Raw genomic sequence first — 24,210 nt, forward strand, 5'->3', positions numbered from 1 at the left:
CGGCGCGCCCTCAGGGTACGTCGGCGATGCGCAGCCAGAGACGGCCGGGCGGGGCCTCGTCCGGCGGCCCCACGGGGCTGAAGCCGTAGCCGCGGTAGAACGCCTCCGCCCGCTCGTCGGTGGCATCCAGAACGACGGCCTGGATGCCGACCTCCGAACTGACGCGCTTCGCCCGGCGCAGGGCGTCGGCGAACAGCAGGGTGCCGATGCCCCGCCCGCGGTAGCGCCGGTCCACGCCGAAGCCGGCGATCCGGATGGCGCCCGCCGCGGCGTCGGGGCGCAGCTTCGCCGCCGCCCCCGTCCGCCAGCCGTCGATGCGGTGGCCGTGCAGGGTGTAGAAGCCGCGCACCCGCGCGTCCCCGCTCTCCACCGCCACGAAGGCGCGGCCCAGATGCACGGCCTGCAAGGCCAGCGCGTCCGCAAGGTATGCGTTCACAAGCGGCATCCCGGCGTCGAAGCCGGCCGTCACATGCTCCGGTCCCAGCGGTTCGATGCGGAGGCGCGGCAGCGTCTCAGCAGATCGGTTCATCCACCACCCGCTCATAGACGTCCATCAGATCGCGCAGGGCGCTGCTGGGCGAGGGCGGGGTGTCCAGGGCGGCGGCAAGGGCTTCGAACTGCTGGATCGGCAGACGGGTGGAAAAGCGCGTCTCCAGCTCCGCCAGCGCCCGGTCGAAGGCGGCCTTGGTGACGAAGTCGGAGGTGTCCTGCCCGGCCAGCAGCGCCGCCGCCTCGATCGTCCGCTTCACCGAGGGACGCACGCGCTGTTCCATCCGGTCGCTCCGCCGTTCGTCGGCCGCGGCCGCCAGGGTATCGGGAAGCCGCCCCAGATCCGTCACTGCTGACATCGCCGTTCCCTTTGTCCGGTAAATGTACGGACAACCATGGGCCTCATCGTTTCACTTGTCAAACCATACCGACAGGGGTCTCCAAGGCGCCGGAGAACCGCCCGTCCGGGGGCGTTGCCCGTGCCGCTTCCCCGATCGGAAAGCGACACCCGGAAGAAAATATGACGGCGCTGTGACGCAGCGTGCAGGTCCGGCTTGACTCCCCCTTTTACTCTGGGGGAGCATAACCACATAAATGCTCAATTCGAGCATAAGTCCCGTCCGCCGCTTCCCGCCGGCCGGACGCGGGCCGGAACCGGAGGACGTCCCCATGGCCATCGCCGAGATGGACCTTGCCTACACCCCCGCCGTCGCCGCGGCGACCCGGCCGCTCTACGACCGCGTCCGCCACGTCATTCCGGAGGTGGAATGGCCGTTCCACGCGCCGCTGGTGCAGGCGATCAACCGGCTGAAGCGGGAGCGCAACGCCGTCATCCTGGCGCACAACTACCAGACGCCGGAGATCTATCATTGCGTGGCCGACATCGTCGGCGACAGCCTGGCCCTGGCGCGCGAGGCGACGAAGACCGACGCGGACGTGATCGTTCTGGCCGGCGTCCATTTCATGGCCGAAACGGCCAAGATCCTGAACCCGGAGAAGACGGTGCTGATCCCGGACGCGGGCGCCGGCTGCTCCCTGGCCGAAAGCATCACGGCGGCCGACGTGCGCCTGCTGCGCGAGCGCTATCCCGGCGTGCCGGTCGCCACCTATGTCAACACCTCGGCCGAGGTGAAGGCGGAGAGCGATGTCTGCATCACCTCGGGCAACGCGGTGGACGTGATCGAGGCGCTGCCCGGCGACAGCGTGCTCTGCATCCCCGACGAATACCTCGCCCAGTGGGTGGCGACGCAGACGCGCAAGAAGGTGATCGCCTGGAAGGGTCACTGCGAGGTGCATGAGCGTTTCACCGGGGAGCAGCTCGCCGCCTACCGCCGGCAGTTCCATGGCGACCTGATCATCATCGCCCACCCCGAATGCCCGCCCGACGTGCTGGCGGAGGCGGATTTCGTCGGCTCCACCGCGAAGATGCAGGGCTTCGTGGAGACACAGCAGCCGAAGCGGGTGCTGATGGTCACCGAATGCTCCATGGCGGACAATCTGGAGGCGGCGAACCCGGCGGTGGAGTTCGTGAAGCCCTGCAACCTGTGCCCGCACATGAAGCGCATCACCCTGTCCAACATCCTGCAATCGCTGACGACGCTGGAGCCGCGGGTAGAGGTCGATGCGGCCGTGGCCGCGCGCGCCCGCCGCGCCGTGGACCGCATGCTGGAGCTGAGCCGCTGACCCGCGCGGCGGGAGGAGGGAGCATCATGGACGGCGTCGCCGTGTCCTGCACCGACGTGCTGGTGGTCGGCTCCGGCCTTGCCGGCATGGTCGCGGCGCTGCGGCTGGCGCCGCGCCGGGTGACGCTGCTGACCAAGACGGAAGGGCTGCCCGGCGGCTCCAGCCTGTGGGCGCAGGGCGGCATCGCCGCGGCGCTGGGCGCCGACGACACGCCCGAGGCCCACGCCGCCGACACGGTGGAGGCCGGCGCCGGCCTGACCGATCCCGTCCTGGCGGACCTGCTGGCCCGCGACGGGGCGGAACGGCTGGCCGCCTGGATCGCGGCCGGGCTGCCGGTGGACCGCGACGCCCAGGGCCGGCCCGCCGTCGGGCGGGAGGCCGCGCATTCCGCCCCGCGCATCCTGCACGCCGGCGGCGACGCCACCGGCCGCACCGTGGTCGGCTGGCTGGCGGAGCGGGTGCGGCAGGCGCCGCACATCACGGTCCGCACCGGGGCCGTGGCCTGGGAGCTGGTGCGGGCGCGCGGCCGGGTCTGCGGCCTGCTGGCCTTCCATGCCGGGGCCGACGCGGATGGGGGGGACGGCGGGGGCTGGGTCTTCCACCGCTGCGGCAGCGTGCTGCTGGCGACGGGCGGCATCGGCCAGCTCTACCGTCATTCCACGAACCCGGCCGAGGCGACGGGCGACGGGCTGGCGCTGGCCGCCCTGGCCGGGGCGGGCCTGCGCGATCTGGAGTTCGTGCAGTTCCATCCGACTGCGCTCGCCAGCGACGCGCCGGGCCGCACGCCCCTGCTGACGGAGGCGCTGCGCGGCGCCGGGGCGCTGCTGCTGGACGGCGCGGGCCGCCGCTTCATGCCGGCGGAGCATCCGCTGGCCGAGCTGGCGCCGCGCGACGTGGTGGCCCGCGCCATCGGCCGCCGCATCGCCCGCGGCGAGCCGGTCCTCCTGGACCTGCGCGCGATCTGGGCGGCGGGCGGCGCGGCGCGCTTCCCCACCGTGGCCGGCATCTGCGCCGAGGCCGGGATCGACCCGGCCCGCCGGCCGGTGCCGGTGGCGCCGGCGGCGCACTACCACATGGGCGGCATCGCCACCGACCGCGACGGGCGCAGCGACGTGCCCGGCCTCTGGGCCTGCGGCGAGGTGGCCGGCACCGGTGTCCACGGGGCGAACCGGCTGGCCTCCAACTCGCTGCTGGAGGCCCTGGTCTTCGCCGAGCGCGCCGCCGCCGCCATCCTGGCCGGCCCGGTGCCCGCGCTGCCGCCCGTGCCGGTGCCCCGGGTCCCGGCGCTGCCGGCCGACGCCGCGGCGCTGGAGGCGCTGTCGGGCCGGGCGCGCGCCGTCATGTCCGCCGGCTGCGGGCTGGTGCGCGACGGTGCGGGGCTGGAGGCCGCGGCCGCCGCCCTGGCCGGGGTGCAGCGGGAGGCGGACGGGCTGCCGCGCGCCGCCATGACCGGGCCGGCCGGCGCTGCCGGGGAGCGGGTGCGGGCGGCGGCGGAGCTGCGCTCCCGCCTGATCGTCTCCCGCCTGATCGTGCAGGCGGCCCTGGCCCGCCGCGAAAGCCGCGGCGCCCACTGCCGCACCGACTGGCCGGAGCCGCGCGAGGTCTGGCGCCGGCACCAGACCCTGACCCTCGACCGCCCCGCGGATGCGGGAACCGTTGCCGCGGCGGAACCGCCGGAGCTGGCGCTCGCCGGCTCCGACTGAGAGCCGCCCCAGTTCATTCCATTTCCGAAACAACCGGGCGGCGGCGCCGCCTTCCACCGGGACCCTCCGATGTACCATTCCCCGCCCTATCCGCTCCTCTACGAGGATCTGGTCCGCCGCGCCCTGCTGGAGGATCTGGGGCCCGCCGGCGACATCACGGCCGAGGCCTGCGTCTCCACGCGGGCCCGGGCGCGCGCCGCGCTGCGGGCGCGCAAGGCCGGCATCGTGGCGGGGCTGGAGCCGTCCCTGCTGGCCTTCCGCCTGCTGGACCCGACGCTCGCCGTCCGCATCGAGGCGCCGGACGGCACGGCGGTGGAGCCGGGCGGCGTGCTGGCCGTGGTGGAGGGGGCGGCGCGACCGATCCTCTCGGCCGAGCGGACGGCGCTGAACCTGCTGGGCCGGCTCTGCGGCATCGCCACCCAGACGGCGGCGCTGGTCCGGGCGATCGACGGCACCGGGGCGGCCATCGTCTGCACCCGCAAGACCACCCCCGGCCTGCGCGCGCTGGAGAAGTACGCGGTGCGCGTGGGCGGCGGCCAGAACCACCGCTTCGGCCTGGACGACGCGGTGCTGATCAAGGACAACCATCTGGTCGCCGCGGGCGGCCTGCGCGCCGCCGTGCAGCGCGCCCGCGCCCGTGCCGGGCACATGGTGAAGATCGAGGTCGAGGTGGACACGCTGGAGCAGCTCGCCGAGCTGCTGACCCTGCCGGTGGACGCCGTGCTGCTGGACAACATGGCCCCGGACACGCTGCGCCAGGCGGTGGCGATGGTCGGCGGCCGCATGATCACCGAGGCGTCGGGCGGCATCACGCCGGAAAGCGTGCGCGCCGTGGCGGAGACGGGCGTCACCCTGATCTCGCTCGGCTGGCTGACCCACAGCGTGCGGAACTTCGACATCGGGCTGGACTTCGAGCCGGTCTGAGCCGCCGGACGCGCCGGCAATGCCGCGGGGCAGGGGCGCCGGCGGGGCGCGCATCCGGGGGGGCAGGGCAACGGTGCCGCACCCGGTTGCGCCGGCCGCCGGACCGTGATACCCCTGTCGGCCTTACGGAGTTGCGCGTCGATGACGAAGAGCTTTCCATCCTTTTCGTTTTATTGGTGGACCACCGACATGGCGGCCCACCGTTCGCGCTTCTGACGATGAACCAAGGGCCGCCGGCGCAAGTCGGTGGTCCTGGTCGCTTCCCTCCGCTCCCCGCGGCCCGTCCAGACCCCCGACACGCACTCCGGCGACCCTGCAACCGCAAGGGCTGCACCATGACGCTCGCCGTTTCCCCGCTGGTCTGCGGGATATCGCCTCCGGTCACCGCCGCCGCGGTGGAGGTGGCCGTGCCCGAGACGCTGGACCTCTCCCATCTGCCCCGCCTGATCCATCCAGCCGTCGCCCGTTCCCGCCGCTGCCGCACCCTGGTGGCGCTGCTGCCGCCCGCCCCGTCCCTGCCGGACACTGCCCTGCACCGCTTCACCGCGGCGCTGCTGGCCTTCGGGCTGGCGGAGGATGCCCGCCTGCGGGTCGGGCCGGCCGGCGCGCCGGCCCTGCGGCTGCCCGACGCGGCAGAGGGGGATGACGATGCGGGCCTGCTGGCCGCCCTGCCGCTGTTTCCCGAGGCCGGGGCCGTGCGCGCCTTCGTCGCCTCGCTGGACGACGACGGGCGCCCCGCTGGCCTGCCGAAGGACCCCGACGGCAGCGTGATCTACCGGCTCTACGCCCGGCTGGCCGAGCCGCCGCGGACGGAGACGCTGCGCCTGCGCTTCCTCTCCGGCATCTCCTGGGAGGATGCGCGCGAGGCGCTGGCGGGCCTGATCCTGCGCCTGACGGGCGGGGCGGCGTCCCCCTTCGGCCGGTACGCGGCCGAGCCGGAGGCGCTGGCCGACCTGCTGGCCGTCGGCGCCCCCCGCGCCGCCTGATTCTCCCTGCCGGCCGCTCCAGCCGGCCCGCCCTGTCGGGACGGATCAGGCCGGCAGGCTGTCCAGCGCCTCCCGGCAGGCCGTCTCGCAGCGGGTGCAGGCCTCGGCACAGAGGCGGCAGTGGGCGTGCGCCCCGGCGTGGCGGGCGCATTCCTCGCCGCAGCGGCGGCAGGCCAGGGCACAGGCGTCCAGCACCGCGCGCAGCACCGGCACGTTGCCGCCGGTCCGCCGGCTGGCCACGGCGCTGACCGCAAGGCAGAGATCGGCGCAGTCCAGGTTCAGCCGGATGCACTGGCGCAGCTCGGCCACCATGCCTTCCGCCAGACAGGCGTCGGCGCAGGCGGTGCAGGTCCGGGCACAGGCCAGCGTCTCCTCGATACAGGCGGCCAGGGCGGGGTTCAGGTCGTCGCGGACATCGGGATGGGCGGCGATCATCTCGCGCATTGACATGGTCGGTCTCCGGTTCGGGGATCGGGTCACGATCCGGGAAGAACCGCCGGCGGCCGGATTGGTTTCCTCCCGGGCCTTTACACGCTTCGATAATTCGATTATCGTCGAAACATGGAAACAAGAAAGGCCGTCGAGGCGCTGGCCGCCCTGGCCCAGGATACCCGGCTGACCGTCTTCCGCCTGCTGGTGCGCCGGGGGCCGGAGGGGCTGAGCGCGGGGGACATCGCGGCGGTGGCAGGCGTCGCGGCGTCCACCCTCTCGCACCATCTGGCGGCGCTGGAGCGGGCGGGGCTGCTGCGCTCCTGGCGGGTGCAGCGGCAGGTCTTCTACGCCACGGATCTGGACGGCACGCGGCGGCTCATGGCCTTCCTGCTGGAGGACTGCTGCCAGGGCCGGCCGGAGCTGTGCGCCGTTCCCGGCACCGGTTCGCCGGGCGCCGGTTCCGGCTGCCCGGACCCTTCCTGCCGCCCGCCAGGCGGCTGATCCCCGCACCGGACCACGGACCACCCAGGGACCGCCAGCCCCAGCGACTGCCAGCCAGGAGAGGACCACCATGGCCGACACCGACAGCACCCGCGTCTATTCGGTGCTCTTCCTCTGCACCCACAACAGCGCCCGCAGCATCATGGCCGAGGCCATCCTGAACCGGATCGGCGGCGGCCGCTTCCGCGCCTACAGCGCCGGCAGCCATCCGTCGGGGCAGCTGAACCCGACCGTGCGGGCGCTGCTGACCAGCCTGAAGTACGACCTGTCCGGCGCCCGCTCCAAGGACTGGAGCGGGTTCGCCGGTCCGGACGCACCGGCGCTGGACTTCGTCATCACCGTCTGCGACCAGGCCGCCGGCGAGGTCTGCCCGATCTGGCCGGGGCAGCCGATGACGGCGCACTGGGGCTTCCCCGACCCTTCCGCCGTCACCGGCCCGGAGGCGGAGAAGCATGCCGTGGCGGCGGACGTCTACCGCATGATCCACCGCCGGCTGGAGATCTTCGTCAACCTGCCGATCCGTGCCCTGGACCGGCTGAGCCTGAAGCGCCGGCTGGACGAGATCGGCGCGGCACCGCTTGAAGGCGCGACGCCGGCCGGGGGTGCGGCATGACCGCCGTCGCCGACGACCGCGGGGCCGCTCCGCTCGGCCTGTTCGAGCGCTGGCTGTCGCTCTGGGTGGCGCTCTGCATCGCCGGCGGCATCGCCCTGGGCAGCGTCGCGCCCGGCCTGTTCGGGCTGCTGAGCGGGCTGGAGGTGGCAAACGTCAATCTGGTCGTCGCCCTGCTGATCTGGGTGATGATCTACCCGATGATGGTGTCGGTGGACTTCGCCGCCCTGCGCCGGGTGGGCGACAAGCCGAAGGGGCTGGCGGTGACGCTGGTGGTGAACTGGCTGATCAAGCCCTTCACCATGGCGGCCCTGGGCGTGCTGTTCTTCGAGGGGCTGTTCCGCGACTTCGTGGACCCGGCCGACGCCAAGCAGTACATCGCCGGGCTGATCCTGCTGGGGGTGGCGCCCTGCACCGCCATGGTCTTCGTCTGGAGCCAGCTCACCCGCGGCGACGCCACCTATACGCTGGTCCAGGTCGGGGTGAACGACCTGATCATGGTGCTGGCCTTCGCGCCGCTGGTCGCCCTGCTGCTGGGGGTGACGGAGGTGGCGGTGCCGTGGGACACGCTGCTGCTGGCAGTGCTGCTCTATGTCGTGATCCCGCTGGCGGCCGGCTACGCCACCCGGCGGCGGCTGGAACGCCGGGGCGGCGCGGCCGCCGTGGCCGCCTTCACCGCCCGCTGCAAGCCCTGGACGGTGGTCGGGCTGCTGGCCACGGTGGTGCTGCTGTTCGGCTTCCAGGGCGGACGCATCCTGGCGCAGCCGCTGCTGATCGCGATGATCGCGGCGCCGCTGCTGGTGCAGAGCTACGGCATCTTCCTGATCGCCTATGCCTGGGCCTGGATCTGGCGCATCCCCTTCGCCATCGCCGCCCCGGCGGCGCTGATCGGCACCTCCAACTTCTTCGAGCTGGCGGTGGCGGTCGCCATCAGCCTGTTCGGGCTGGACAGCGGGGCGGCGCTGGCGACCGTCGTCGGCGTGCTGGTGGAGGTGCCGGTGATGCTGTCGCTGGTGGCGCTGGCGAACCGCACCCGCCGGTACTTCCCGGCGGACTGAGCGGCACCGGGGGCGTTCCCGCCGCCGGTCAGCCGGCGAGGTCGTCCATGAAGCGGGCCATGCGGACATCGAGCGCGGTGACGCCGCCGGCGTCGTGGGTCGTCAGCGTGACCTCGACCCGGTTGTAGACGTTGGACCATTCCGGGTGGTGGTTCATCGTCTCCGCCAGCAGGGCCACCCGGGTCATGAAGCCGAAGGCGGCGTTGAAGTCGGGGAAGACGAAGCTGCGCCGGATGGCGTCGCGCCCGTCCACCTCCCGCCACGCCGCCAGCCCCGCCAGCGCCTCGGCCCGTGCCGCGCCCGTCAGTGCCCCTGTCAGTGCCGTCGCCATGCTCTCCTCCCTGCCGTCGTTTCTGTCCGGAGACCCCGCGGCATCGCGGCGGCCCCGCCGCCGTTGACGTGGCCCGGACGCTTGCCCACGTCAAGCGGCCGCGGCAAGCTCCGGTCCGCACCACGAGAGGAACCCCATGGCGTCCCTGCGCCGTTTCACGACCGCCCCCACGCTGGAGGAGATCGAGGCGATCGCCGCCCGTGCCTTCGACACCATCCCGGAGGAGCTGCGCCGGCATGTGCGCAACGTCCTGATCCGGGTGGAGGACTTCCCCGACGAGGAGACCGAGCAGGAGATGGGCCTGGAAAGCCCGTTCGACCTGCTGGGGCTCTACCGCGGCGTCGGCCTGCCGTTCCAGAGCGTGTCCGACCTGCCGCGCGGGCCGGAGATGATCTATCTCTACCGCCGGCCGCTGCTGGACTACTGGTGCGAGACGGGGGAGGACCTGACGCATCTGGTGCGCCATGTCCTGATCCATGAGATCGGCCACCATTTCGGCTTCTCCGACGCCGACATGGAGGCGATCGAGGGTGGCACCGCCGGGGAGGCGGGCGCCTGACGGGCGGTCAGTACGCCGTCTCGCGGGACAGGAACTGGCGGCAGCGCTCGCTGCGCGGGTTGCCGAACACCTCGTCGGGGGTGCCTTCCTCCTCGACCCGGCCCTGGTGCAGGAACACCACCTTGCTGGAGACGTCGCGGGCGAAGGCCATCTCGTGCGTCACGATCAGCATGGTGTTGCCCTCGTCCGCCAGGGTGCGGATGACGCGCAGCACCTCCCCCACCAGTTCGGGGTCCAGGGCCGAGGTCGGCTCGTCGAACAGCATCACCTTCGGCTCCATCGCCAGCATGCGGGCGATGGCGGCGCGCTGCTGCTGACCGCCGGAAAGCTGGGCCGGATAGGCGTCCAGCTTGTCCGCCAGCCCGACCTTGGCCAGCAGGGCGCGGGCCCGCTCCACCGCCGCCTCCTTCGGCTGGCGCAGCACATGCACCGGCGCCTCGATGACGTTCTGGAGCACGGTCATGTGGGTCCAGAGATTGAAGCTCTGGAACACCATGCCCAGGCGCTGGCGGATGCGGTCCACCTGCTGGCGGTCGGCCGGGCGCGCGGCACCGGCGCGGTCGCGGGTCATCCGGATCGTCTCCCCCTGGATGGAGACGCGGCCCTCGTCGGGCACCTCCATCAGGTTGATGCAGCGCAGCAGCGTGCTCTTGCCCGAGCCCGACGAGCCGATCAGGGCGATCACGTCGCCCTCCCGCGCCGTCAGCGACACGCCCTTCAGCACCTCCAGATCGCCGAACCTCTTGTGCAGATCCTCGATGCGGATGGCTTCGCGGGCATCGGGCGGAACGGGCGGGTGCGGCATGGGACTGTCCGGTTGCTGTGACCGGGGTCGGAGGCTAGCGCGCCGGCGCCATGTTGGCAAAGCCCTGCTCGGCCTTTTCGGACGTGGTATCATCCCGGGTCCCGGTAGACGCCGGAAGCCGGCGCCGATCCGTGGCACGATCCGCCTTCACGCCTCCTTGCCCGCAACCCCGATCCCGAGCCATGAGCCAAGGCATCCAGCCCGGCCCCAACCGCGCCACCCATTTCCTGTTCGACCACAAGGTCTTCACCCTGGAAGGCGCGCGCTTCATCCTGTCCGCCACGACGGAGGAGCCGGTGATGCGCTTCCGCCTGGGCAAGAACGACGCGGAGGTCGCGCTCGACAAGCTCTGTGCGGAGTTCAACATCGACCCCAAGAGCTTCGACGGCCAGCTCCTGGACATGGCGGCGCGCGGGCTGAAATACGTCCGCCAGATCAAGCCCGGCGACAGCATCCCGAACGAGCTGCTGGACGGCACCGCCTCCTGGCGGGTGGATGAGAAGCACTACCAGATCGCCCGCGCCCGGCTGACGGTGCAGCTCGTCACCTGGATGACGGGCGGGGAGACGGTCATCACCAGCCTGGAGCATCTGGAACAGGTGGTCGGCGACCCGACCACCAAGGCCCGCGTCCATGACGCCTTCCGGATGATCGCGGACCGGCTCGCGCTCTCCGGCGATGTCGAGCAGGAGGTGGAGAAGCGGGTGGACCTGCTGGCGCAGGAACTGGCCTACATCGAGGGGCTGCGCGAGCGCATGCACCTGCTGGCGATGATCCGCCAGGGGCTGGAGACGGCGCACCGCATCTACAAGGCCGAGCGCACGATGCGGGAGGAGATCGTGCGGATGCAGACCCTCTGCCTGCCGCCGCTGGCGGACCTGGAGGCGCGCTTCGCCCAGGTCGATGCGCAGACCGGGGAGATCCTGGTCATGCTGCGCAAGTTCGAGCAGAACATCGCCTATATCCGGGAGATGCGCGACGACCTGCACCAGTGCCTGATGCCCTGGGAGGAACTGCTGGAGGACTGGCAGGCCCTGCAAGGGGCGGAGATGCCGCCGCTCGACAAGGGCCCGGCGCTGGATGCGCTGCTGAAGAAGACCTACCACTTCCTGGCCCGGCGTTTCAGCCAGGCCAGCCAGTGGAAGCTCGCCAACCGCCGGCCGCCGAAATAGCGGCCGGCCCCGGCTTCAGCGCCCCGGCGTCAGCATCCGGGGCTCAGCGTCCGGGCGGGCGCCAGCGGCTTTCGGTCGGCGGCGTATCGTCGCCGCCCTCGCCCTCCAGCCGGTAGCGCTCCTCGCGCACCTCGACCCAGTCGCCCTCGATCACGTCGGGGCCGCCATGGGCGCGGCCGCCGGGCCGGCCGGCGCCGTCCAGCGGGCCGCCGGGCCGCATCCCGGCCGGGCCCGTGGTGACGACGACCATGTTCATCCGCCCGAACAGCCACGACCGCACCGGCGGCAGGAACAGCAGCAGGCCGGCGATGTCGGAGAGGAAGCCGGGGATCACCAGCAGCAGTCCGGCGAGCGCGAGGCAGAGCCCGTCGAACGCCTCCTGCACCGGTGGCTCGCCGCGGTCCAGGCGGTCCTGGGCGCGGCGCAGCGTGTCGATGCCGTGCCGCTTCAGCAGCCCGATGCCGACCAGCGCCGACAGCACCACCAGCAGCACCGTCGGCAGCACGCCGATGGCGCTGCCGACCCAGGCGAAGCCCGCGATCTCGGCCAGGGGAAGAAGCAGGAAGAAAAGAAGGAAGCGCATGGGCGTCCTTGCTCAATTATGGGAAACGGCCTATCTAACCGGAAAGCCGGTCGGGCTGGCAGGCGGTATTCCGCCCCGGTCGCCGCACCCGCCCCGACCTTTCCACCCGCTGCGGGGCCATGCCCTTCCGGGTCATGGTCCGCGGCACGGGGGTCCGGTGCCGGGGAAACGGCGCCAGGATACCGGCACCGGGGGATCGGGGACAGGACGGCAACACGGAACGTCCATCAGGAGTTAATGATCGGACGGGCAGGTTGAAAGGGGGACGGGTCCCCGGCATGCTCGGCCTCCGGCCGGTCACCGGCCCGACCACCAGGGGCCCGACCACCGGGCAAGCGGTCCCCGCCGGGGCCGTCCCGCAGAACCGAAGGTGGCAGGACACGCGCATGGGTGAAGGTTTCTATTTCTTCGACATCCTGATCTTCGGCATGGTCGCCGCGTTCCTGGTCTATCGCCTGCGCAGCGTCCTCGGGCGCCGCCATGGTGAGGAGCGGCAGCGCCCCAACCCCTTCACGCCCCCGCCGAAGGCCGGTCAGGCTCCCGCCCCGGCGGAGTCCGACAACGTGGTTCCGCTGCCCGACCGTGGCCGCCCGCCCGAGGCTCCGCCCCCGGTGGAGACGGGTCCGATCTCCCTGGAGGAAGGGGTGCGGCAGATCCGCGCGGCCGACCCGAACTTCAACGAGAAGTATTTCCTGCAAGGGGCCAAGGCCGCCTTCGAGATGATCGTGAAGGCCTTCGCCGACGGCGACACCGCCACCCTGCGGCCGCTGCTCGCGGACGATGTCTATGACGGCTTCGCCGAGGCGATCCGCAAGCGTCAGGCCGCCGGGGAGACGCGGGAGACCCGCATCACCGCCTTCGAGTCCATCGACCTGAAGGAAGCGCGGTTGGACGGCCGCCACGCCCTTGTCACCATCAAGTTCGTCACCCATCAGATCGACTGCACGCTGAACGCCGATGGCGACGTGGTGGACGGCGATCCGGACGAGGCGATCGAGGTGGTGGACATCTGGACCTTCAGCCGCAACACCCGCTCGACGGACCCGAACTGGCTGCTGGTCGAAACCCGGGTGCCCTGAACGGGGTGCCCTGACGGGGCATCCGGCGCGCGCCGGGGCCGGCCTTCCGGTTCCAGCTCTGCCCCGGCTGCCGGTCCTGCCCCGCTATTGCCGCTTTCCCCCCGCGCCGGGCTTGGGTAGCTAAGGGACATCCTTCCCGCGACCCCGCCCGAGCCATGCCCCGACAGACACGCCCGACCCGCGCCCGCCTCGTGCTGGCCGCCCTTCTCCTGTCCGCGCTCGCCGGCTGCGGCGCCCCGCGCCCGCCGAAAGAGCCGCCGCCGGCCCGCCTGACGCTCGCCGCCGCCGATTTCCGCGCCCTGCCCGGCTGGGCGGGGGACGATCATGCGGCGGCGCTGCCGGTGCTGGCCCGCTCCTGCGCCCGGCTGGCGCCGCAGCCGGACGGGCGCACCCTGGGGCCGCAGGGCATGCTGGGCCGCGTCGCCGACTGGAAGCCGGCCTGCGCCGCCCTGGCCACCGTGCCGCCGGGCGACAGAGGGGCCGCCCGCGCCTATTTCGAAACCTGGTTCCGGCCCTGGCTGGCCGGCAACAACGGCGCGGAAGAGGGCCTGTTCACCGGCTATTACGAGGCGCTGCTGCGCGGCTCTCGCCGCCAGCACGGGCCGTTCCAGACCCCGCTGCTGCGCCGCCCCGACGATCTGGTGATGGTCGATCTGGGCGAGTTCCGCGAGGCGTTGAAGGGCGAGCGCATCGCCGGCCGGGTCGTGGACGGACGGCTGCGCCCCTATGAGGACCGCGCGAAGATCGAGGCCGGCGCGCTGAAGGGGCGCAACCTGGAACTGCTCTGGGTGGACGATCCGGTGGAGGCATTCTTCCTCCAGATCCAGGGCTCCGGCCGGGTGGTGCTGGAGGACGGGACGGAACTGCGCGTCGGCTATGACGGGCAGAACGGCCATCCCTACGTCGCCATCGGGCGCGAGCTGGTGGCGCGCGGCGCGATGGCGAAGGACGAGGTCACCATGCAGTCGATCCGCGCCTGGCTGGAGGCCAACCCCGCCAGCGCGGCCGAGGTGATGAACCGCAATCCCTCCTACGTCTTCTTCCGCCTGCTGGACGGGGAAGGCCCGGTCGGGGCCCAGGGCGTGCCCCTGACGCCGGGCCGCAGCCTTGCCGTGGACCGCAGCTTCGTGGCCTACGGCACGCCGCTCTGGCTGGATGCGGAGGACCCGCTGGACCCGGCCCGGCGGCTGCAACGGCTGCTGGTGGCGCAGGACACCGGCGGCGCCATCCGCGGCCCCGTGCGCGGCGACGTCTTCTGGGGCCATGGCGCGGAGGCGGAACTGCGCGCCGGCCGCATGAAGAGCCCGGGCCGCTACTGGCTGCTGCTGCCGCGCACGGTGGCGCCCGCCGCCCCGACAGCGTGAGGCGGGCGCCGGACAGCGGCGGCCCCGCGGCGGGCCGCCGTCCGCCCGCTCAGAACCGGTAGCTCAGGGTGCCGAAGACGGTCCGCTCCGCCCCCATGAAGCAGTCGCCGCGGGCGAGGCAGGACGAATAGTAGTCCTTGCCCAGCAGGTTCGTGGCGTTCAGCGAGAGCTGCCAGTTCCGCCAGGTCACCTCGGCCAGCGCGTCCACCAGCGTGTAGGAGGGGGTGCGCAGGCCGTCGGGGAAGGCCGCCCCGTAGGAGCGGCTGGCGCCCGAATGGCGCACGCCGCCGCCCAGCCGGAGGCTGGCCTCGTTGCCGAGGTCGAGCGTCTTCGTCGCCCAGAGCGAGGCGTTGTGCTTCGGCACGTTTTCGAGCTGGGTGCCTTCCTCCTCGATCTCCGCCTTGGTGTAGCTGTAGCTGGCGATGATCTCGTAGTTCCCCGGCAGCAGCCGGCTCGCCTCCACCTCGAAGCCCTTGGAGGTGAGCGAGCCCGCCTGGGTCTGGTCGAATGGGTCCGGCGTCGTCGGATCGTCCACCGGCCGGTTGCTCTCCTTGATGTGGTAGCCGGTCAGGGTCAGCAGGGTGGCATCGTCGGGGTGGAATTTGATGCCGGCCTCGTACTGGCGGCCGCGCTTGGGATCGAAGGCCCCGCCGTCGCTGGCGGTGCCGGAGATCGGCTCGAACGATTCCGTGTAGCTGACGAAGGGGGAGACGCCGGTCAGCACCTCCACGATCAGCCCGGCGCGCAGCGAGGTGGCCTCCGCCTCCTCCGTCGGGCTGCCGGCGTTGCTCGTGCGGACCCGGTCGCGCCGGCCGCCCAGCACGACCGAGGCCCGGTCCCACAGCCGGATCTGGTCCTGCACATAGAAGCCGAGCTGCTTCTGCGCCACGTCCTCGCGGCTGTCGGAGGCGGGCAGGCCGCCGCCGAAGTCGGACAGGGCGTCGTAGTCCGGAGCGTAGATGTCGATGATCTCGTAGCCGTAGCCGCCCGTCTTGCGGACATGGTTCCAGCTGTAGTCCACGCCGGCCAGGACGACATGTTCCACCGCCGCGCCGGTGTTGAAATCGACGCGCAGATTGTTGTCGGTGGAGAAGATGTCCATCCGCGCCCTGCTGCCGTCGGCATAGAGCCCGATCAGGCGCCGGGCGGGGTCCAGGTAGGGGTTTGTCGGGTTGGCGTAGCTGTCGGGATAGTGGGTCAGATAGGTCAGGTCGCTGTCCACGTAGCGCGCGCGCAGGTTCATCCGGACCCGGTCGGTGAAGCGGTGCTCCACGATGCCGGTGCCCTGGCGCAGCCGCCCGTCATAGCGGTCCCAGCCCGGCTTGCCGATGAACAGGCTGTCCGGCAGCCGGCCGTTCGGGTTCGGCAGCAGGGTGCCGACCACCGGCAGGAACTGGGAGGTGGAGCCGCCGTCATCCTCCTGGTACAGGCCGATCAGGGTGATGTCGGTGTCCGGCCCCGGCTGCCAGCGCACGGACGGCGCCAGCAGGGTGCGGTCGTCGGGCACATGGTCGGTCTGGGTGCCCGACTCCCGGACGCGGGCCACCAGCCGCCCGGCCAGTCCGGGGGCCAGCGTCCCGGTCACGTCGGCCAGCGCCTCCTTGCGGTCGAAGGAGCCGTAGCGCAGCGACACCTCGCCCCCCGTCTCGAACCGCGGCGTCTTGGAGACCAGATTGACCAGCCCGCCCAGCGAGGTGGTGCCGAACAGCACCGAGGCCGGGCCGCGCACCACCTCCACCTGGGAGAAGGTGTAGGGGTCGGCGCGGATGCTGGCGTAGTAGCTGAACAGGTCGCGCATGCCGTCGCGGAACTGCAACGGGTTGGTGCCGCGGATGAAGCCGCTGTCCACCCGGCTGTCCGGCCCGTAAGGATTGGCCTGCACGCCGGCGACATAGCGCAGCGTGTCCGCGACGGAGAGCGCGCCCTGCGCCTGATACAGCTCGGCCGGGACGATGCTGATCGGCTGCGGCGTCTCGATCACGGGGAGGTCGGTCTTGGTCGCGGCACCGCTGCGCTGGCGTGCGCCGGTGACGATGATCTCGTCGATCGCGCGGTCGGCCGCTCTGTCCTGTCCGGTCGCCGCCGTCTCCTGCGCCGACGCGGGTGCCGACGCCGCCAGCACCGCCAACGCGGCGCCCAGCCACCAGGTCTTCTGCATCTCTCCCCCTCCGGGATTCTCGGATCGTCCATTCCTGGATCGACGCGGGGGCTGCGGCCGCCCGCCTCACGGCAGGGGCTATAGTGATAATTATTCTCATACGCAACGACCAAAACGGGCCGCCCGAGCCGTCCGGCGCGCCGGGCCGTCCCCGCCGCCGGGCCGGATCAGGCCGCGCCGGCGCTGCGCTCGATGGCGTTGATGTGGTCGAGGCCCGGCAGGATCTCGGAGCGCACGAACTCCACCCGCTTCTGCGGGCCGCCGCCGCCGTGGGGGAAGCGGTCCCGCCAGAGCGCCATCTTCACCGCCAGCCCGCAGAGCACGCCGCCGATGGTGACATGGTGGCTCTCGATCTGGTGCCGCACGGTGCGGAAGCTGTCGGCGCTGATGTCGGTCCAGAAATCCTTGCTGCGGCGGTCGAACGCCTCGAACCGGCCGGTGATGGAGGTGGTGATGCCGGTCAGCTTCGACTGCACCTCCGACAGCATCTTCATCATCTGCCGGTCGCGGGAGATCAGCTCGCTGTCCGCCGCGTCCAGGGCCCACTTCATGAACCGCTGCACGTCCGGCACGATACCGTCCAGGCAGCTCCGGAAATAGGCCAGCGACAGGAAGGTGTCGCCGTACTCCTCCAGGAAGTCGGGGATGTCCTGCAAGCCGACCTTCAGCTTGTCGGAGAGCATCCGCAGGTTCCGCAGCGCCTCGTCCCGGTCGGGGTTGGCCAGCATCTTCAGGATGTCGGAGACGTCGTCGATGCTCCGCTCCTCGCCGCCATAGACCTGCTGCAACAAGGGCCGGGTGAAATGCTTCATGTAGCCGGTCAGTTCCGACCGCTTGCTCTCGGAGAGGCGCAGGTGCCGCTCGTCGTTGACCGGGATGCCGATCCGGCGCAGCTCCTTACGCAGGGTGTAGATGTCGAAGCTGTTCAGCCGGACCAGCTTGCCGACCTGCACCAGATCGGTGCGCAGCTCCTTCTTGTGCGTGGGGAACAGCGAGCCGAGATGGTCGGTGCTGACCTGGCCGCTGCCGGACTGGCGGTCGTGGAACAGCTCGACCACCGTTTCCAGGCGCGCGTTCTTGATCAGCTTGGCCCGGCGCAGGCCGGGCGTGGCGATCGGCAGCATGCCCAGCGGCAGGATGTGCAGCGCGTCCCGCGACTCGTCGTCGAAGACAAGTCCGTCACGGTCCTCGGGCCGGTCCTCGGCGGTACCGGGGGTTGCGGAAGCGTCGCTGTCGGTCATCGCTGAAAGGTTGCTGCGGTGGCGTCGGGGGGCAATCCCAACTTAAGGATAGGACATTCCGACCCTCCGCGTCCCCCTCTGCATGCGCTTGAACTGTTGAATATTCATCGAACGGCGGTCGGAGGGGCGGTTCTCCAATGTTCCGAATATATCCCTCCGATATTTTTCATTCTTCCGTTTGCAGAACAGGGGTGCTGTCGCCTAAATTGGTTGGTCATTCGGGGTGGCTTTATTGCAAGGGGCGGTCCGGCCGGGTGGGGAAATCCGGGGACCGGTCAGGAGGGATGCATGCGCGCAGCCCTGTTCGGGGCGCTGATCATGCTGGCGACGCTCCAGTTCATCGGCACGGGGTCCGATATCCAGGCGGAGCTGCGGGACTGGCGCGCGGCGCGGTCGGTGATCGAGCTGAAACGCATCAGCACCGATCTGCTGCTGGGTATCCGCGACTTCGCCCTGGAGCGCTCGGTCGGTCTCTCGGCCCTGACCTCGCCCGACCCCGTGTCGGCCGAGGTGCAGCGGACGCTGGCCGACCACCGCAGCATCGTCAACCTGCACATCGAACAGGCGCTGTCGCAGCTCCGCCAGCGTACCGACGGCGCCGTGCCGGCGCTGGCGGACGAGCTGGCGGCAGCCTTCGGGCGGGTGGAGGCGGTGCGCCGCCGCCTGGATGCGGCGATCACCCTGCCGGCGGCCGAGCGCGAGCCGGGCTTGCGCGATATCTGGCTGGAGTCGGTGAACGCCCAGGCCGAGTCCATGCACCGCATCCTGATCGCGCTGAACCAGCCGGCGCTGGCCCGCGGCGGCCAGGCCGTGCCGCTGGAGCTGCTGATCGCGGAGGGGCTGCGCCTGCGTGAGGAGGCCGGCCGCGACATCCTGACCCTGATCCGGGCCGAAGCCCTTCCGCCGATCCTGACGCCGGACCGGCGCGCCGCCCTGGATCAGGCCGGCCAGCGCCTGACCCTGCGTTTCGAGCGCACCCGCGAACTGGTGGAACAGACCGGCGATCCGCTGCTGGCCGATGCCTTCGACCGGGCGCAGAATCTGTTCCTGACCAGCTACTTCGCGGAACGCGCCCGGCTTCTGGCCCAGGTGCCGGGCGAGCCGGGCACGCTGCCGGCGGCGGCCACCGCCGGGCTGAACGCCGTCACCGACCTGTTGAGCGCCGCCATGGACCGCGCCGACAAGGCGGCGCTGGCGCGGCAGACCGAGTCGGTGCGCCTGCTGGGCATGTCGGCGCTGGAGATGCTGGCCGCCTTCGTGGCCACGCTGATCGCCGTCGGCGTGGTGCATTTCCGGGTGCTGGCCCCGATCGTGCGGCTGACCCGCAGCATGCGCCAGCTTGCCGACGGCGATCTGGAGGCGGAGGTGCCGGTCCCCGACCGGCATGACGAGATCGGCGAGATGGCGCGGGCCGTTTCCGTCTTCAAGCGCAACGCCCATCAGCTCGCGGTGGACAACCGCGAACGGGAGCGCGCCGAGCGGATGCTGACGGTGGAGCGCGAGATCCTGGAGCTGACCGCCAGCCGCGCCCCGCAGGAGCGCATCCTCCAGAGCGTCTGCGAGGGCGTGGAGCGGCAGGTGGAGGGCAGCGCCTGCTCCATCATGCTGCTGGAGCCGGACGGCATCCATCTGCGCATCGGCGCCGCCCCGCACCTGCCGACCGGCTTCCTGGCCGCCGTGGACGGAGTCGCCGTCGGTCCTGGCGTCGGCTCCTGCGGTCCGGCCATCTATGACCGGCGGCCGATCGTCACCACCGACATGGAGGCCGATCCCAACTGGCAGAGCTTCCGCCCCGCCCTGGCCGGATCGGGTCTGCGGGCCTGCTGGTCGCTGCCGATCCTGACGGCGGACGGCAAGCCGCTGGGCGCCTTCGCCGTCTACCACACCAGCGCCCGCGGTCCCGACGAGCGGGAGATGGAGATGGCCCGGCGGGCCAGCCATCTGGCCGCCATCGCCATCGCCAGCCATGAGGCCGAGCGCCTGCTGGAGCAGGCCAAGGCGGCGGCCGAACTGGGCAGCCGCACCAAGAGCGAGTTCCTGGCCAACATGAGCCACGAACTGCGCACGCCGCTGAACGCCATCATCGGCTTCGCCGAGGTGCTGGAGAGCGAGCTGAAGCAGCAGGGCAGCCCGATCGCCAAGGCCGGCTATGCCAGCGACATCGCCGCCAGCGGCCGGCACCTGCTGAACCTGATCAACGACATCCTGGACGTCTCCAAGATGGAGGCGGGCAAGGTCGAGCTGCGCGAGCGCATCTGCGATCCGGGCGAACTGCTGGCCGGCTGCGAGCGCATCGTCCGCGCGCGCGCCATGGAGCGGCGCATCGACCTCCGGCTGGAGGTGCCGCCGGGCCTGCCGCCGGTGCTGGTGGACGACGTGAAGTTCAAGCAGATCGTCCTGAACCTGCTGTCCAACGCCATCAAGTTCACCGCCCCCAGCGGCTCGGTGCGGGTGAAGGTGCAGGCCGACCCGGCCCGCGGCCTGACCATTGCCGTCAGCGACACCGGCATCGGCATCCGGGCCGAGGATCTGGAGAAGGTCTTCATCCCCTTCAACCAGGTGGACAACATCTATGCCCGGATCAATCCGGGGACCGGGCTGGGGCTGGCCCTGTCGCGCGGGCTGGCGGAGCTGCATGGCGGCCAGCTCTCGATCGAGAGCGTGTTCGGGGAGGGCACCACCGCCACCCTGCGGCTGCCGCCGTCGCGGCTGCTGACCGCCGATCTGGCCGACGTGCGGGGCTAGCCCCGCACGCCCCCTGCCCTTTGCGGGGCTAGCCCCGCACGCACCCTGCCCTGTGCGGGGTTAGCCCCGCACGCGCTTCCCTGCACGGGGCTTCCCGGGCGCGGGCTTCCGCTCCGACGGCGGCATGCTATCGTGGCGGTGCCTGCCCCGCCGTGCCCCGCGCCTCTTCCGCCGGGGCCGCCACCGCCCGGAAGCCCGCCATGCCGATCCTGCACGACCTCCCCGGTCTCCGCCCCGTCGTTGCCGGGCTGGAGGAGACCCGCATCGTCCAGATGGTCCAGTACGGCCGCGGGCGGGAGGGGCTGATCCCGCTCTGGGTCGGGGAGGGCGACGTGCCCACGCCCGACTTCATCCGCGAGGCCTGCGACCGTGCCATCCGCGAGGGCCGGGTCTTCTACACCTGGCAGCGTGGCCTGCCGGAGCTGCGCGAGGGGCTGGCTGCCTATCTTTCAGGCAACCATGGCGCGGCGGTCGGGATGGAGCGGATCACCGTCGCCTCCTCCGGCATGCAGGCGATCATGCTGGCCTTGCAGGCGCTGGTCGGGCCGGGGGACGAGGTGGTCGTGGTCACCCCGGTCTGGCCGAACGTGATGTCGGCGGTGGCGCTGCTGGGCGGCGTGGTGGTGCCGGTGCCGCTGGAGCCCGGACCCCACGGCTGGCGCCTGGACCCCGACCGGGTCGCCGCCGCCATCGGGCCGCGGACCAAGGCCCTGTTCGTCAACTCGCCCAGCAACCCGACCGGCTGGGTGCTGGACCGCGACGGCCTGTGCGACCTCTGGGCGCTGGCCCGGCGGACGGGGATCTGGCTGATCGCGGACGAGGTGTACGGCCGTCTGGTCTATGACCGCGCGCCGGGGCAGCGCGCCGTCGCGCCGTCCTTCCTGGAACTGGCGGGACCGGAGGACCGGCTGATCGTCCTCAACAGCTTCTCCAAGAACTGGGCCATGACCGGCTGGCGGCTGGGCTGGCTGGTGACCCCGCCGGAGCTGGGACGGGTGCTGGAGAAGCTGGTGCAGATCAATACCTCCGGCACGCCGGAGTTCATCCAGATGGCGGGGCTGGCGGCGCTGGAACGGGGCGAGGACTTCCTGGCGGCGACGCTGGAGCGCTGCCGTACCGGGCGGGGGATCGTCATGGCGGCGCTGGCGCCGCTGGCGGGGGTGCGGCTGCTGCCGCCGGCCGGGGCCTTCTATGCCTTCCTGGCGGTGCCGGGGGTGACGGACACGCTGGCCTTCGCCAAGGATCTGCTGGACCGCTGCGGCGTCGGGCTGGCGCCCGGCTGCGCCTTCGGCCCGGGCGGGGAGGGGCATCTGCGCCTGTGCTTCGCCAGCTCCGCGGAGCGGCTGCACGCGGCGATGGCGCGGCTGGTGCCGGCCCTGGAGGCGCTCGCGCCCGGCACCGGGGACAGCGCCTGATCCGGCAGCCCCGATGAAGGCGGCCCCGATGAAGGCAGGCCCGGTGAAATGCAGGCCGGATATGAGAACGGCCGGCGCCTGGGGCGCCGGCCGTCGCACGAACCGGATGGGGACCGGATCAGAAGGACTTCGACACCGTGAACACGACGCGCTCGTCGGACAGGTCGGCGTTCTGGTCGGTGTCGTGGTAGCGCAGGGCGAAGTCCAGGCCGAAGTGGCTGGTGGTCACGCCGAACGACCAGTCGACCACGTCGTCGTTCCAGGCCTCGCCCGTCTGGAGGCCGACATTGACGTCCACGCCCAGGTTGTCCGTGACCGCGGCGGCCAGACCACCGGAGATGTACCAGGCCTCACCCGTGTTGCCGAAGTACTCCGGCGAGTAGTAGACCGAGGCCTTCGGAGTGAACTTGCCGATGGTGTACTCGAGGTTCAGACCCACTTCCCAGTAATTGTAGTCCAGGTCGCTGTCGGCGCCCGGATAGGTGTAGTACAGAACCTGGGCGGTGTAGCCGAAGTTGCCGATGGTGTTCGTGTAGCCGATGAAGTAGTCCAGCTCGGCGCTGGCCTCGTCACCGTCGTTGAAATCGACGTTGGAGCCCCAGATGCCGGCGAAGACGCCGTAGTTGGTCTCCAGGTTCAGGCCGGCCTGGGCGGCGACGCCCTCGTCGGTCTGGCTGATGCCACGGAACACGTAGTCCGTGGTCAGGGCGGCGGAACCCGTGATGGTGAACGGGGCATCCTGGGCCTGGGCGGCGGCGGCGCCGAACAGCAGGGCCGCGGCGGCGGTGGTAGCGAACAACCGGCTCATACGCATGGAACCGCTCCTTTGAGGCTTATTCGTTTCGAAGAGGCTTTTTTTGTGTTCTGCGCCGCAGCAACAAGGGTGCCAGCGGCGTCCGCGCTGATGAAGCCGCCGAAGCGTCTGATTTGCAAGGGTTTGCCCTGACGCAGGGGACGTCCGGTGTGACTTTGCGCAGAAGTGTTGCAGAAAAAATACGCAGTTGCAGCCAGATCGGGCAGCGCCAGTTCAGCCGGCTACGGCGCCGGTCCCGCGGGAAGCGGCCCGCCGGGCGTCTTCATCGGGCTTTGTCTTGATAATGCGGATCGCTCGCAATCCGCACGGAAGCACCGCTCCCGGTTGCGCCCGCGGCCCGTCGGAGGGGCGGCGGCAGGGCGTGCGGCAAGGCGTGGCAGCAGGGGGACGGTGCGGAGACCGTCCCCCGGCCGGGGTCAGATGTAGTAGGCCTGGAGCGGCGCGAAGCCGTTGAAGTTCACGGCCGAGTAGCTGGTGGTGTAGGCCCCGGTAGCGCGGATCGCCACGCGGTCGCCGATCCGGAGATCCACCGGCAGCCGGTACTCCGCCCGCTCGTACAGCACGTCGGCGCTGTCGCAGGTCGGGCCGGCCAGGATCACCGGCTCGGCCGGGCCGCCGTCGCGCTCCGTCTCGATCGGGTACTGGATCGCCTCGTCCATCGTCTCGGCCAGCCCGCCGAACTTGCCGATGTCGAGATAGACCCAGCGGCGCAGGTCGTTGGCCGACTTGCGGGAGATCAGCACCACCTCGGACTGGATGATGCCGGCATCGCCCACCATGCCGCGGCCCGGCTCCACGATGGTTTCCGGGATGCGGTTGCCGAAATGGCGGCGCAGCGCCTCGTCGATGGCGAAGCCGTAGTCCTCGGCGCCCGGCACGTCGCTGCGGTAGCGGGTCGGGAAGCCGCCGCCCAGGTTGACCATGCGTAGCGCCACGCCCTTCTCCTCCAGGTCGCGGAAGATCGCGGCCGTGGTGGCCAGGGCGGCGTCCCACTGGGCGACGTCGCGCTGCTGGCTGCCGACATGGAAGGAGACGCCGTAGGGCACCACGTCCAGGGCGGCGGCGCGCAGCAGCAGGTCGTGCGCCATCTCCGGCTCGCAGCCGAACTTGCGCGACAGCGGCCAGTCCGCCCCCTCGCCGGAGGTCAGGATGCGGCAGAAGACCCGGCTGCCGGGGGCGTTGGCCGCGATCTTCTCCAGCTCCGCCTCGCTGTCGAAGGCGAACAGGCGCACGCCCAGCTCGTAGGCGCGGCGGATGTCGGCGGCCTTCTTGATGGTGTTGCCGTAGCTGATCCGGTCGGGCGTGGCGCCGGCGGCGAGGCAGTCCTCGATCTCCGGCACGCTGGCCGTGTCGAAGGACGAGCCCAGGCCGGTCAGGAGACGCAGGATCTCCGGCGCCGGGTTGGCCTTCACGGCGTAGTAGATCTTCGCGTCCGGCAGGGCGCCGGACAGCCGGTCGTAATTGCGGGCGACGACGTCCAGATCGACCACGAGGCAGGGCGTGGCAGGACGGTTCTCGGCGAAGAATCGGGCGATCTTCTCGGTCATCTCAGGACTCC

General features: G+C 71.5%; 23 protein-coding genes. 13 read left to right on the forward strand and 10 right to left on the reverse strand.

All coding sequences use genetic code 11. The annotated features are described in order from the left end of the window. Positions 1-10: 10 nt before the first annotated feature. Both ACFQPS_RS04095 and ACFQPS_RS04100 read right to left on the reverse strand, forming a co-directional pair. The gene (locus ACFQPS_RS04095) at positions 11-529 is read right to left on the reverse strand and encodes a GNAT family N-acetyltransferase (RefSeq protein ID WP_377356678.1); all 519 of its coding nucleotides are present in this window, start codon (positions 527-529) and stop codon (positions 11-13) included. Continuing rightward, a complete protein-coding gene (locus ACFQPS_RS04100; protein WP_012568136.1) occupies positions 513-848 on the reverse strand; it encodes a type II toxin-antitoxin system TacA family antitoxin in 336 nt (111 codons plus the stop codon). Before ACFQPS_RS04100 ends, ACFQPS_RS04095 begins: the two co-directional genes overlap by 17 nt. Before the next feature lie 310 nt (positions 849-1,158). Between ACFQPS_RS04100 and nadA the strand changes: the two genes are divergently transcribed. The 4 genes from nadA (at position 1,159) to ACFQPS_RS04120 (ending at position 5,785) form a co-directional block, all read left to right on the forward strand. Further along, positions 1,159-2,172: a quinolinate synthase NadA gene (gene nadA, locus ACFQPS_RS04105; protein WP_377356679.1), complete on the forward strand. Its 1,014-nt coding sequence runs from the start codon at positions 1,159-1,161 to the stop codon at positions 2,170-2,172. Between the two features lie 26 nt (positions 2,173-2,198). Next, a complete protein-coding gene (locus tag ACFQPS_RS04110; protein ID WP_377356680.1) occupies positions 2,199-3,875 on the forward strand; it encodes an L-aspartate oxidase in 1,677 nt (558 codons plus the stop codon). Positions 3,876-3,944: 69 nt separating this feature from the next. Then, a complete protein-coding gene (nadC, locus tag ACFQPS_RS04115; RefSeq protein ID WP_377356682.1) occupies positions 3,945-4,799 on the forward strand; it encodes a carboxylating nicotinate-nucleotide diphosphorylase in 855 nt (284 codons plus the stop codon). A gap of 335 nt (positions 4,800-5,134) precedes the next feature. Beyond that, complete coding sequence (locus ACFQPS_RS04120; protein ID WP_377356684.1) at positions 5,135-5,785, forward strand: nucleotidyl transferase family protein; 651 nt, start codon at positions 5,135-5,137, stop codon at positions 5,783-5,785. A gap of 45 nt (positions 5,786-5,830) precedes the next feature. Here the strand turns inward: ACFQPS_RS04120 and ACFQPS_RS04125 are convergent, their stop codons facing one another. Then, a complete protein-coding gene (locus ACFQPS_RS04125) occupies positions 5,831-6,235 on the reverse strand; it encodes a four-helix bundle copper-binding protein (RefSeq protein WP_377356685.1) in 405 nt (134 codons plus the stop codon). Positions 6,236-6,346: 111 nt separating this feature from the next. Here ACFQPS_RS04125 and ACFQPS_RS04130 point away from each other — a divergent pair, with 111 nt between their 5' ends. The 3 genes from ACFQPS_RS04130 (at position 6,347) to arsB (ending at position 8,386) form a co-directional block, all read left to right on the forward strand. After that, positions 6,347-6,718, forward strand: a complete 372-nt coding sequence (locus ACFQPS_RS04130) for an ArsR/SmtB family transcription factor (protein WP_377356687.1) — start codon at positions 6,347-6,349, stop codon at positions 6,716-6,718. Between the two features lie 70 nt (positions 6,719-6,788). Further along, positions 6,789-7,331, forward strand: a complete 543-nt coding sequence (locus ACFQPS_RS04135) for an arsenate reductase ArsC (protein ID WP_377356689.1) — start codon at positions 6,789-6,791, stop codon at positions 7,329-7,331. Further along, the gene (gene arsB, locus ACFQPS_RS04140) at positions 7,328-8,386 is read left to right on the forward strand and encodes an ACR3 family arsenite efflux transporter (RefSeq protein ID WP_377356691.1); all 1,059 of its coding nucleotides are present in this window, start codon (positions 7,328-7,330) and stop codon (positions 8,384-8,386) included. Before ACFQPS_RS04135 ends, arsB begins: the two co-directional genes overlap by 4 nt. Positions 8,387-8,414: 28 nt before the next feature. Here the strand turns inward: arsB and ACFQPS_RS04145 are convergent, their stop codons facing one another. Then, positions 8,415-8,717: a 4a-hydroxytetrahydrobiopterin dehydratase gene (locus ACFQPS_RS04145; RefSeq protein ID WP_417715164.1), complete on the reverse strand. Its 303-nt coding sequence runs from the start codon at positions 8,715-8,717 to the stop codon at positions 8,415-8,417. A gap of 136 nt (positions 8,718-8,853) precedes the next feature. Between ACFQPS_RS04145 and ACFQPS_RS04150 the strand changes: the two genes are divergently transcribed. After that, entirely contained in the window at positions 8,854-9,276 is a 423-nt protein-coding gene (locus ACFQPS_RS04150; RefSeq protein ID WP_377356693.1) for a metallopeptidase family protein, read from the forward strand. Positions 9,277-9,283: 7 nt separating this feature from the next. On the opposite strand, the gene ACFQPS_RS04155 is transcribed toward ACFQPS_RS04150, so the two are convergent. Beyond that, positions 9,284-10,081 carry an ABC transporter ATP-binding protein gene (locus tag ACFQPS_RS04155; protein WP_377356695.1) on the reverse strand — a complete coding sequence of 266 codons (798 nt, stop codon included), beginning with the start codon at positions 10,079-10,081 and terminating at the stop codon, positions 9,284-9,286. Between the two features lie 182 nt (positions 10,082-10,263). Between ACFQPS_RS04155 and ACFQPS_RS04160 the strand changes: the two genes are divergently transcribed. After that, entirely contained in the window at positions 10,264-11,253 is a 990-nt protein-coding gene (locus ACFQPS_RS04160) for a hypothetical protein (protein WP_377356697.1), read from the forward strand. Between the two features lie 43 nt (positions 11,254-11,296). On the opposite strand, the gene ACFQPS_RS04165 is transcribed toward ACFQPS_RS04160, so the two are convergent. After that, positions 11,297-11,836, reverse strand: coding sequence for an FxsA family protein (locus ACFQPS_RS04165; RefSeq protein ID WP_377356698.1), 540 nt, complete (start codon positions 11,834-11,836; stop codon positions 11,297-11,299). A gap of 386 nt (positions 11,837-12,222) precedes the next feature. Here ACFQPS_RS04165 and ACFQPS_RS04170 point away from each other — a divergent pair, with 386 nt between their 5' ends. Together ACFQPS_RS04170 and mltA are read left to right on the forward strand one after the other, a co-directional pair. After that, entirely contained in the window at positions 12,223-12,915 is a 693-nt protein-coding gene (locus ACFQPS_RS04170) for a Tim44/TimA family putative adaptor protein (RefSeq protein WP_377356700.1), read from the forward strand. 155 nt (positions 12,916-13,070) lie between these two features. Next, positions 13,071-14,279: a murein transglycosylase A gene (gene mltA / locus ACFQPS_RS04175; protein ID WP_377356702.1), complete on the forward strand. Its 1,209-nt coding sequence runs from the start codon at positions 13,071-13,073 to the stop codon at positions 14,277-14,279. A gap of 49 nt (positions 14,280-14,328) precedes the next feature. On the opposite strand, the gene ACFQPS_RS04180 is transcribed toward mltA, so the two are convergent. Together ACFQPS_RS04180 and ACFQPS_RS04185 are read right to left on the reverse strand one after the other, a co-directional pair. Beyond that, positions 14,329-16,437, reverse strand: a complete 2,109-nt coding sequence (locus ACFQPS_RS04180; RefSeq protein ID WP_377356703.1) for a TonB-dependent siderophore receptor — start codon at positions 16,435-16,437, stop codon at positions 14,329-14,331. A gap of 167 nt (positions 16,438-16,604) precedes the next feature. Further along, complete coding sequence (locus tag ACFQPS_RS04185) at positions 16,605-17,678, reverse strand: hypothetical protein (protein ID WP_377356705.1); 1,074 nt, start codon at positions 17,676-17,678, stop codon at positions 16,605-16,607. Between the two features lie 288 nt (positions 17,679-17,966). Between ACFQPS_RS04185 and ACFQPS_RS04190 the strand changes: the two genes are divergently transcribed. Together ACFQPS_RS04190 and ACFQPS_RS04195 are read left to right on the forward strand one after the other, a co-directional pair. Further along, positions 17,967-20,423 carry an ATP-binding protein gene (locus ACFQPS_RS04190; protein WP_377356706.1) on the forward strand — a complete coding sequence of 819 codons (2,457 nt, stop codon included), beginning with the start codon at positions 17,967-17,969 and terminating at the stop codon, positions 20,421-20,423. Positions 20,424-20,623: 200 nt separating this feature from the next. Then, complete coding sequence (locus ACFQPS_RS04195) at positions 20,624-21,838, forward strand: pyridoxal phosphate-dependent aminotransferase (RefSeq protein ID WP_377356708.1); 1,215 nt, start codon at positions 20,624-20,626, stop codon at positions 21,836-21,838. Between the two features lie 118 nt (positions 21,839-21,956). Here the strand turns inward: ACFQPS_RS04195 and ACFQPS_RS04200 are convergent, their stop codons facing one another. Both ACFQPS_RS04200 and ACFQPS_RS04205 read right to left on the reverse strand, forming a co-directional pair. Then, positions 21,957-22,652, reverse strand: a complete 696-nt coding sequence (locus ACFQPS_RS04200; protein ID WP_377356709.1) for a TorF family putative porin — start codon at positions 22,650-22,652, stop codon at positions 21,957-21,959. A 416-nt stretch (positions 22,653-23,068) separates the two neighbouring features. Next, the gene (locus tag ACFQPS_RS04205) at positions 23,069-24,199 is read right to left on the reverse strand and encodes a type III PLP-dependent enzyme (RefSeq protein ID WP_377356711.1); all 1,131 of its coding nucleotides are present in this window, start codon (positions 24,197-24,199) and stop codon (positions 23,069-23,071) included. Positions 24,200-24,210 lie beyond the last annotated feature (11 nt).

Origin of the sequence: Rhodocista pekingensis (assembly GCF_042665545.1) — a bacterium.
GTDB classification, from domain to species: Bacteria; Pseudomonadota; Alphaproteobacteria; order Azospirillales; family Azospirillaceae; genus Rhodocista; species Rhodocista pekingensis.

What these genes read in the sequence shown, in the direction of transcription:
- ACFQPS_RS04095 (WP_377356678.1), bottom strand. Translation starts at nt 529, where the DNA reads ATGAACCGATCTGCTGAGACGCTGCCGCGCCTCCGCATCGAACCGCTG.
- ACFQPS_RS04100 (WP_012568136.1), bottom strand. Translation starts at nt 848, where the DNA reads ATGTCAGCAGTGACGGATCTGGGGCGGCTTCCCGATACCCTGGCGGCC.
- nadA (WP_377356679.1), top strand. Translation starts at nt 1,159, where the DNA reads ATGGCCATCGCCGAGATGGACCTTGCCTACACCCCCGCCGTCGCCGCG.
- ACFQPS_RS04110 (WP_377356680.1), top strand. Translation starts at nt 2,199, where the DNA reads ATGGACGGCGTCGCCGTGTCCTGCACCGACGTGCTGGTGGTCGGCTCC.
- nadC (WP_377356682.1), top strand. Translation starts at nt 3,945, where the DNA reads ATGTACCATTCCCCGCCCTATCCGCTCCTCTACGAGGATCTGGTCCGC.
- ACFQPS_RS04120 (WP_377356684.1), top strand. Translation starts at nt 5,135, where the DNA reads ATGACGCTCGCCGTTTCCCCGCTGGTCTGCGGGATATCGCCTCCGGTC.
- ACFQPS_RS04125 (WP_377356685.1), bottom strand. Translation starts at nt 6,235, where the DNA reads ATGTCAATGCGCGAGATGATCGCCGCCCATCCCGATGTCCGCGACGAC.
- ACFQPS_RS04130 (WP_377356687.1), top strand. Translation starts at nt 6,347, where the DNA reads ATGGAAACAAGAAAGGCCGTCGAGGCGCTGGCCGCCCTGGCCCAGGAT.
- ACFQPS_RS04135 (WP_377356689.1), top strand. Translation starts at nt 6,789, where the DNA reads ATGGCCGACACCGACAGCACCCGCGTCTATTCGGTGCTCTTCCTCTGC.
- arsB (WP_377356691.1), top strand. Translation starts at nt 7,328, where the DNA reads ATGACCGCCGTCGCCGACGACCGCGGGGCCGCTCCGCTCGGCCTGTTC.
- ACFQPS_RS04145 (WP_417715164.1), bottom strand. Translation starts at nt 8,717, where the DNA reads ATGGCGACGGCACTGACAGGGGCACTGACGGGCGCGGCACGGGCCGAG.
- ACFQPS_RS04150 (WP_377356693.1), top strand. Translation starts at nt 8,854, where the DNA reads ATGGCGTCCCTGCGCCGTTTCACGACCGCCCCCACGCTGGAGGAGATC.
- ACFQPS_RS04155 (WP_377356695.1), bottom strand. Translation starts at nt 10,081, where the DNA reads ATGCCGCACCCGCCCGTTCCGCCCGATGCCCGCGAAGCCATCCGCATC.
- ACFQPS_RS04160 (WP_377356697.1), top strand. Translation starts at nt 10,264, where the DNA reads ATGAGCCAAGGCATCCAGCCCGGCCCCAACCGCGCCACCCATTTCCTG.
- ACFQPS_RS04165 (WP_377356698.1), bottom strand. Translation starts at nt 11,836, where the DNA reads ATGCGCTTCCTTCTTTTCTTCCTGCTTCTTCCCCTGGCCGAGATCGCG.
- ACFQPS_RS04170 (WP_377356700.1), top strand. Translation starts at nt 12,223, where the DNA reads ATGGGTGAAGGTTTCTATTTCTTCGACATCCTGATCTTCGGCATGGTC.
- mltA (WP_377356702.1), top strand. Translation starts at nt 13,071, where the DNA reads ATGCCCCGACAGACACGCCCGACCCGCGCCCGCCTCGTGCTGGCCGCC.
- ACFQPS_RS04180 (WP_377356703.1), bottom strand. Translation starts at nt 16,437, where the DNA reads ATGCAGAAGACCTGGTGGCTGGGCGCCGCGTTGGCGGTGCTGGCGGCG.
- ACFQPS_RS04185 (WP_377356705.1), bottom strand. Translation starts at nt 17,678, where the DNA reads ATGACCGACAGCGACGCTTCCGCAACCCCCGGTACCGCCGAGGACCGG.
- ACFQPS_RS04190 (WP_377356706.1), top strand. Translation starts at nt 17,967, where the DNA reads ATGCGCGCAGCCCTGTTCGGGGCGCTGATCATGCTGGCGACGCTCCAG.
- ACFQPS_RS04195 (WP_377356708.1), top strand. Translation starts at nt 20,624, where the DNA reads ATGCCGATCCTGCACGACCTCCCCGGTCTCCGCCCCGTCGTTGCCGGG.
- ACFQPS_RS04200 (WP_377356709.1), bottom strand. Translation starts at nt 22,652, where the DNA reads ATGCGTATGAGCCGGTTGTTCGCTACCACCGCCGCCGCGGCCCTGCTG.
- ACFQPS_RS04205 (WP_377356711.1), bottom strand. Translation starts at nt 24,199, where the DNA reads ATGACCGAGAAGATCGCCCGATTCTTCGCCGAGAACCGTCCTGCCACG.